The organism is Pseudomonas sp. PA15(2017) (genome assembly GCF_001945395.1).
Classification (GTDB): domain Bacteria; phylum Pseudomonadota; class Gammaproteobacteria; order Pseudomonadales; family Pseudomonadaceae; genus Aquipseudomonas.
Genome location: NZ_MSXV01000001.1, coordinates 65,147 through 72,587, shown reverse-complemented (window position 1 = coordinate 72,587; position 7,441 = coordinate 65,147). Strand labels below are relative to the sequence as shown.

General features: G+C 61.3%; 5 protein-coding genes and 2 pseudogenes. 4 read left to right on the top strand and 3 right to left on the bottom strand.

The annotated features are described in order from the left end of the window. A pseudogene (locus tag BVH03_RS00340) lies at positions 1–525 on the bottom strand (transposase domain-containing protein); the annotation flags it as partial. Positions 526–641: 116 nt separating this feature from the next. Continuing rightward, a complete protein-coding gene (locus BVH03_RS00335; RefSeq protein WP_075959332.1) occupies positions 642–1,151 on the bottom strand; it encodes an outer membrane protein assembly factor BamE in 510 nt (169 codons plus the stop codon). 96 nt (positions 1,152–1,247) lie between these two features. Between BVH03_RS00335 and fur the strand changes: the two genes are divergently transcribed. Then, entirely contained in the window at positions 1,248–1,655 is a 408-nt protein-coding gene (gene fur / locus BVH03_RS00330) for a ferric iron uptake transcriptional regulator (protein WP_075959331.1), read from the top strand. 72 nt (positions 1,656–1,727) lie between these two features. On the opposite strand, the gene recN is transcribed toward fur, so the two are convergent. After that, positions 1,728–3,401 carry a DNA repair protein RecN gene (gene recN / locus BVH03_RS00325; protein WP_075959330.1) on the bottom strand — a complete coding sequence of 558 codons (1,674 nt, stop codon included), beginning with the start codon at positions 3,399–3,401 and terminating at the stop codon, positions 1,728–1,730. Positions 3,402–3,574: 173 nt separating this feature from the next. Here recN and grpE point away from each other — a divergent pair. From grpE to dnaJ, 3 genes and pseudogenes are all read left to right on the top strand, one after another. Continuing rightward, positions 3,575–4,144, top strand: a pseudogene (gene grpE / locus BVH03_RS00320) (nucleotide exchange factor GrpE); the annotation flags it as partial. 99 nt (positions 4,145–4,243) lie between these two features. Continuing rightward, positions 4,244–6,169, top strand: a complete 1,926-nt coding sequence (gene dnaK, locus BVH03_RS00315) for a molecular chaperone DnaK (protein WP_075959329.1) — start codon at positions 4,244–4,246, stop codon at positions 6,167–6,169. Positions 6,170–6,292: 123 nt separating this feature from the next. Then, the gene (gene dnaJ, locus BVH03_RS00310) at positions 6,293–7,420 is read left to right on the top strand and encodes a molecular chaperone DnaJ (RefSeq protein WP_075930963.1); all 1,128 of its coding nucleotides are present in this window, start codon (positions 6,293–6,295) and stop codon (positions 7,418–7,420) included. Positions 7,421–7,441: the final 21 nt, after the last annotated feature.

Sequence of the window (7,441 nt, the reverse complement as noted above, 5' to 3'; positions counted from 1 at the left end):
GGGAGCGCACGTTCATCAAGGCAACTAGGCGCAGCATCGGAAAAGGCGTCTGGCGCTCGGTGCCCGTATTACCAGAGCCAAAATGCTCCCTCAGCTCAGGAGAATCAGGGGTTCTCAGCAATGCGCCATCTACCGCGAACACTTGCAAGCCGTGCCATTGATCACCTTCGTAGCGCTCGCAACCCCACTGCATGCCTGTTTGGCGGAACAAGGATTCGACCGGGTCAGCTCCCAGTCGCTTACGCGCTTCGGTGATTCCGCTGCGCGCCAGCAACTGATCGAAGCCAGGCCTTGGGCACAGATATTCAGGCGTCTGGCCACCTCGTGCACAGGCTCATCGCGGAACAAGGCCATGCCCAGCACCAGCCAAAGCACCTGATCACTCGGCAGACGCCTGCGCCGAATAGTGGCTTGAGCGGAGAGATTGAGCGCACTGGCGACCCATTCAACAGGGATGTTCTGTGTGAAAGTGCTGAGGTCGGAGAAGTTGAAGAGATCGCCGAGGTCGAGCAGTTGCTGCTGAATGGGCATAAAAAATCCGATACCAGGAGGCTGGTATCGGATTTTCTAGAAACCCCGGCTTGGACTCAAATGCTTAAGTGAACAGCATTACGGCGGGGCCGGGGCTTTTTGCTGTGTGCTTACTGAGGCGAAGTTTCCAGCGGTTCCGGGGTCGGTACCGGTACGGTTTCGACATTGTCGACGTCGCGCTGGATCTGCTCGAGCAGCGAGCCCGGTGCAGCTGGCTCGTCCTGCTGCTGGTTCGGCGCCCGTTCAGGCGCGCCGTCGCGGCCGAGGATCTGATCGTCGCGGCTGGTGCCAGGCATGAAGTCGCCGGACAGGCCTACCAACTGATCGTTACCATCGAAATTGAGCGTCACACGCTCCTGCTGACGCTGGCTACCACCGGCCTGCATGCTGTACAGATAGTCCCAGCGATTGGCGTGGAAAGTGTCCGTGATCAGCGGGTTACCCATGATAAACCGTACTTGGCGTCGGGTCATTCCAGGGCGTAACTGGTCTATCATGTCCTGCGTGACGACATTGCCCTGTTGGATGTCGATTTTATAAACCCCGGGGAATGAGCAACCGGCGAGTGCGATGAGCCCCATGAAGGTGAGGCTGGTCAGCAGGAGTCTGGTTTTTTGCATCGGTGGGCGTCTTCCACTATCTTGGCTGGGCAACGTAAACCCCGATCATACCCGCAATAAGGGAAGCTGCGAAGCGCTTCCGCGAGAAAGCAGACCATGGTTGAAAATAGCGAACTGCGCAAAGCTGGCCTGAAAGTAACCCTGCCACGGGTCAAAATCCTGCAGATGCTGGACTCTGCCGAGCAGCGTCACATGAGTGCAGAAGATGTCTACAAGTCGCTGATGGATGCGGGCGAAGATGTAGGTCTGGCAACCGTCTACCGGGTTCTGACCCAGTTCGAGGCCGCTGGCCTGGTAGTGCGCCACAACTTCGACGGCGGCCATGCCGTGTTCGAATTGGCCGATGGCGGCCACCACGACCATATGGTGTGCGTCGATACCGGTGATGTGATCGAATTCTTCGATGCCGAGATCGAGAAACGCCAGAAGGAAATCGTCCGCGAGCACGGCTTCGAGCTGGTAGATCACAATCTGGTGCTCTACGTACGCCGTAGTGCCAAGTAAGCGCGTCGATTGACGGAAAAAGGCGACTCAGGTCGCCTTTTTCATGTCTGTCGAAAATGATTTGGCTGCTGATCAGCTCTGGGCGTTGCTGACCAGTTTGCGGGCATGAGCCAGGGATTCGTCGGTGAGGTCGATGCCGCCCAGCATGCGTGCGACTTCCTCGACACGCTGGGCCTCACCTAGTTTGCTGACCGCTGTGCGAGTGGCGTTGCTGCCACGTACCTTGTGCACAAACAGGTGCTGATGGCCTTGTGCAGCAACTTGCGGCAGGTGGGTTACGGTCAGTACCTGACCCCGTTCGCCCAGGCGGCGTAGCAACTGCCCGACTACCTCGGCAGTCGGGCCGCCGATGCCCACATCCACTTCATCGAACACCAGGGTCGGCACGCGCGAGGTTTGCGCGGTGATGACCTGAATGGCCAGGCTGATGCGCGACAGCTCGCCGCCGGAGGCAACCTTGGCCAGAGCCTTGATCGGTTGCCCGGGGTTGGCACTGACCAGAAACTCGACCTGTTCCAGGCCGTTGGCATTCGGCTCGCTGCCATCGGTGGGTTGCAACTGAATGCTGAAGCGCCCGCCCGGCATGCCCAGGGTCTGCATTTCCTTTTCCACGGCCTTGCCCAGTTTGCCGGCGGCCTTCTGCCGCTTGGCGCTGAGTTCAGCGGCTTTTTCCTGATAGTGGCGACCGTAGGCGGCAAGCTCCTCGCCGAGGCGCCCGGCGGCCTGGTCATCGGCATTCAGGCCTTCCAGTTCATCGAACAGCTGCTGCTGCATCGCAGGCAGTTCGCTGGGGTGGATGCGGTGTTTGCGAGCCAGGGTGTAGATGGTGTCCAGACGCTCTTCGAGTTGCTGCTGGCGCTCGGGGTCGGCGTCGAAGTGGTCGAGAAAGCGGTTGAGCTCGCCCACGGCCTCTTCGATCTGGATCTGCGCGCTGGCCAGCAGGTTGGTGGCTTCGTTCAAGGCGCTTGGTTGGCCTTGCAGGCTGCCAAGACGGCTGAGACTGGCAGTGAGGACCGACAGCACGTTGCCGGCATCGCTCTCGCTGCACTGATCGATGACCTGACGGCAGGCACCGAGCAGGCTTTCGGCGTTGGTCAGGGCTTTGTGGTCCTGCTCCAGTTGCTCAAGCTCATTGTCGCCCAGGCCGAGGTTTTCCAGCTCCTCGAGTTGGTAGCTGAGCAGCTGATGGCGGGCGCGTTGCTCGTCGCCCTGGGAGGTCACCCGCTCGAGTTCGCTGCGGGTCTGCTTCCAGCGGTGCGCGGCCAGTTGCACCTGGCGTGCCAGCTCCTGGACGCCCGCGTATTCGTCGAGCAGGCGGCGGTGAGTGTCGGTCTTGAGCAGTGACTGGTGCTCGTGCTGGCTGTGGATATCGATCAGCAGTTCACCCAGCGCCTTGAGGTCGCCGAGCGGGCAGGGCGTGCCGTTGATGTAGCCGCGCGAGCGACCTTCGGCGGTGATCACCCGGCGCAGGATGCACGGGCCTTCGTTATTCAGGTCACGCTCGGCCAGCCAGGCGTGGGCTTCGGGAATATCGCCCAGGTCGAAGCTGGCCAGGATGTCGGCCTTGTCGGCGCCGGGGCGTACCACGCCGCTGTCGGCGCGATCACCCAGGGTCAGACCGAGAGCGTCGAGCATGATCGACTTGCCGGCGCCCGTTTCGCCGCTGATGACGCTCATGCCTCGATCCAGTTCCAGATCCAGGTGTTCGACGATGGCGTAATTATGAACGGACAGGTGCACCAGCATGGCGAGGCCTCTCAGGATTTGTCTGGTTATTTATACAGTGGTTTGCCTCGGGGTGGCAATACGCTGACGACTGGCTGCCAGAAAGTGGTGATGGCCCTTGAAACCCTACAAATCATCCATATATAGGCGGCAGACGCGCGAGTTGAGGCTCGTCGAATCATTCAGAGGAGAAATGCATGGCTGACGAACAGAACCTGGATCCGCAGACTTCCGAAGCGCAAGCGAACGACGCAGCGCCTAGCGAAGACCTGGCTGCTCGCGTGCAAACGCTGGAAGAGCAACTGGCGGCTGCGCAGGATCAGTCGCTGCGCATGGCTGCCGATCTGCAGAACGTGCGCCGTCGCGCTGAGCAGGATGTCGAGAAGGCGCATAAATTCGCCCTCGAGAAATTTGCCAATGATCTGTTGCCGGTGGTCGACAGCCTCGAGCGTGGTCTCGAGCTGTCGAGTGCCGATGACGATTCGATCAAGGCGGTACGCGAGGGCATGGAGCTGACGCTCAAGCTGCTGCTCGACACCCTCAAGCGCCACCAACTGGAAGCCATCGACCCCCACGGTGCGCCGTTCAATCCCGAGCACCACCAGGCGATGGCCATGCAGGAAAGCACCAACGTCGAGCCCAACAGCGTGCTCAAGGTGTTCCAGAAGGGCTACATGCTCAATGGTCGTCTGCTGCGCCCGGCCATGGTCGTGGTCAGCAAGGCACCGGCCGAAGCACCGCCATCGATCGATGAGCAGGCTTGAAATCGGCGGGCTCAGCCCCATTTAGTAAGTCAAGCGTATTAGTGCTACCGCAGCGGTCACGACAACGCTGCGGCTATATCAAAGTTTCGGGAGAGTGAAATGGGCAAAATCATCGGTATCGACCTGGGGACTACCAACTCCTGCGTCTCCATTCTTGAAAACGGTAACGTCAAAGTCATCGAAAACGCCGAAGGCACGCGCACCACGCCGTCGATCATCGCGTACGCCAACGATGGCGAAATTCTGGTCGGTCAGTCCGCCAAGCGCCAGGCGGTGACCAACCCGCACAACACCCTGTACGCAGTGAAGCGTCTGATCGGTCGTCGCTTCGACGAAGAAGTCGTGCAGAAAGACATCCAGATGGTGCCGTACAAGATCTCCAAGGCTGACAACGGTGACGCCTGGGTCGAAGTGAATGGCCAAAAGATGGCGCCGCCACAGATTTCGGCTGAAATTCTCAAGAAGATGAAGAAGACCGCCGAAGACTATCTCGGCGAGTCCGTGACCGAAGCGGTGATCACCGTTCCGGCGTACTTCAACGACAGCCAGCGTCAGGCTACCAAGGACGCCGGGCGCATCGCCGGTCTGGACGTCAAGCGCATCATCAACGAGCCGACCGCGGCTGCGCTGGCCTACGGCATGGACAAGGCCAAGGGCGACCACACCGTGATCGTCTATGACCTGGGTGGCGGTACCTTCGACGTGTCGGTGATCGAAATCGCCGAAGTCGACGGCGAGCACCAGTTCGAAGTGTTGGCCACCAACGGCGACACCTTCCTCGGTGGTGAGGACTTCGACATTCGTCTGATCGACTACCTTGTCGACGAATTCAAGAAAGAAACCGGCATGAACCTCAAGGGCGACCCGCTGGCCATGCAGCGCCTGAAGGAAGCTGCCGAGAAGGCCAAGATCGAGCTGTCCTCGAGCCAGCAGACCGACGTCAACCTGCCGTACATCACTGCAGACGCGACCGGGCCGAAGCACCTGAACGTGAAGATCTCCCGCTCCAAGCTGGAGTCGCTGGTCGAGGACCTGGTGCAGCGCACCATCGAGCCTTGCCGCATCGCACTGAAGGATGCCGGTATCGACGTTGGCTCCATCAACGACGTGATTCTGGTCGGTGGCCAGACCCGCATGCCGCTGGTGCAGAAGACCGTTGCCGACTTCTTCGGCAAGGACGCCCGCAAGGACGTCAACCCGGACGAAGCCGTGGCCATGGGTGCTGCCATTCAGGGCGCGGTACTGGCTGGTGACGTGAAGGACGTGCTGCTGCTCGACGTGTCCCCGTTGACCCTGGGTATCGAAACCATGGGTGGCGTGATGACGCCGCTGATCGAGAAGAACACCACCATCCCGACCAAGAAGTCGCAGGTGTTCTCCACGGCTGACGACAACCAGAGCGCCGTGACCATTCACGTGCTGCAGGGCGAGCGCAAGCAGGCCGGCCAGAACAAGTCCCTGGGCAAGTTCGACCTGGCCGAGATTCCGCCGGCTCCCCGTGGCGTGCCGCAGATCGAAGTGACCTTCGACATCGACGCCAACGGCATCCTGCACGTTGGCGCGAAAGACAAGGCCACCGGCAAGACTCAGTCGATCGTGATCAAGGCCAACTCCGGCCTGTCCGATGACGAGATCGAGCGTATGGTGCGCGACGCCGAGGCCAATGCCGAGGAAGACCGCAAGTTCGAAGAGCTGGCTGGCGCACGCAACCAGGGTGACCAACTGGTGCACGCGACCCGCAAGATGCTCACCGAAGCCGGCGACAAGGCTACTACGGAAGAGAAAGCGGCCATCGAAACCGCTCTGGGCGAGCTGGAAGTTGCCGTGAAGGGCGACGACAAGGCGGCCATCGAAGCGAAGATGAACGCACTGTCCGAAGCCACCACTCCGCTGGCGCAGAAGATGTACGCCGAGCAGCCGCAGCCAGGTGCTGCCGGCGCCGGTGCGGCGGATGCTGGCGAAACCAAGGGCTCTGCCGACGACGTCGTCGACGCCGAGTTCGAGGAAGTCAAGGACAACAAGTAAGCCCCGGCTTGCCTGTGTTTACGCCCTGCCGCACCGCGGTGTGACAGGGCGATCCGCCGCGCGGGGGCTTGCTCCCGCGTTGGCGTGTCTGGACGGTAAGAATTTTGAGAGTGCTAGAAACCCATGTCTAAACGTGACTACTACGAAGTGCTCGGGGTCGAGCGCGGTGCCAGTGAGGCGGAGCTGAAGAAGGCTTACCGTCGCCTGGCGATGAAGCATCACCCCGATCGCAATCCCGGCGACAAAGCGGCCGAAGATGCCTTCAAGGAAGCCAACGAGGCCTACGAAGTGCTGTCCGATGCCGGCAAGCGCAGCGCCTACGATCAGTACGGTCATGCAGGCGTCGACCCGCAAATGGGCGGCGGTGGCGGCTTTGGTGGTGGCGGCGCGAATTTCTCCGACATCTTCGGCGATGTGTTCAGTGACTTCTTCGGCGGTCAGCGTGGTGGCCAGCGCGGCGGTGCGCAGCGCGGTAGTGACTTGCGCTACACCCTGGAGCTGGATCTCGAAGAGGCGGTACGTGGCACCACGGTGACCATTCGCGTGCCGACCCTGGTCAACTGCAAGACCTGCGATGGCTCGGGTGCTAAGAAGGGCACCAGCCCGGTGACCTGTACCACTTGCGGCGGTATCGGCCAGGTGCGCATGCAGCAGGGCTTCTTCTCGGTGCAGCAGACCTGCCCGCGCTGCCACGGCAGCGGCAAGATGATCACCGACCCCTGCGGCTCCTGCCATGGCCATGGTCGTGTCGAAGAGCACAAGACCCTGTCGGTCAAGGTACCGGCCGGTGTCGATACCGGCGACCGCATCCGTCTGTCCGGTGAGGGCGAGGCGGGTACCCTGGGCGGCCCGGCGGGTGATCTGTACGTGGTGGTCAACGTGCGCGAGCACGCGATCTTCCAGCGTGACGGCAAGCACCTGTATTGCGAGGTGCCGATCAGCTTCGTCGATGCGGCTCTGGGCGGCGAGCTGGAAGTGCCGACCCTCGATGGTCGGGTCAAACTGAAGATTCCGGAAGGCACCCAGACCGGCAAGTTGTTCCGTCTGCGCGGCAAGGGCGTCGCCCCGGTGCGTGGCGGCGGTGCGGGCGATCTGATGTGCAAGGTGGCGGTGGAAACGCCGGTCAATCTCGACCGTCGCCAGCGCGAGCTGCTCGAAGAGTTTCGTCAGTCCCTGGTGGGCAACAGCTCCAATTCGCCCAAGGCCAATGGCTGGTTCGAAGGCGTGAAGCGCTTCTTCGGCGACCTTTAATGCGGTAATGCACGGCGAGCA

What these genes read in the sequence shown, in the direction of transcription:
- dnaJ (WP_075930963.1), top strand. Translation starts at nt 6,293, where the DNA reads ATGTCTAAACGTGACTACTACGAAGTGCTCGGGGTCGAGCGCGGTGCC.
- dnaK (WP_075959329.1), top strand. Translation starts at nt 4,244, where the DNA reads ATGGGCAAAATCATCGGTATCGACCTGGGGACTACCAACTCCTGCGTC.
- fur (WP_075959331.1), top strand. Translation starts at nt 1,248, where the DNA reads ATGGTTGAAAATAGCGAACTGCGCAAAGCTGGCCTGAAAGTAACCCTG.
- BVH03_RS00335 (WP_075959332.1), bottom strand. Translation starts at nt 1,151, where the DNA reads ATGCAAAAAACCAGACTCCTGCTGACCAGCCTCACCTTCATGGGGCTC.
- recN (WP_075959330.1), bottom strand. Translation starts at nt 3,401, where the DNA reads ATGCTGGTGCACCTGTCCGTTCATAATTACGCCATCGTCGAACACCTG.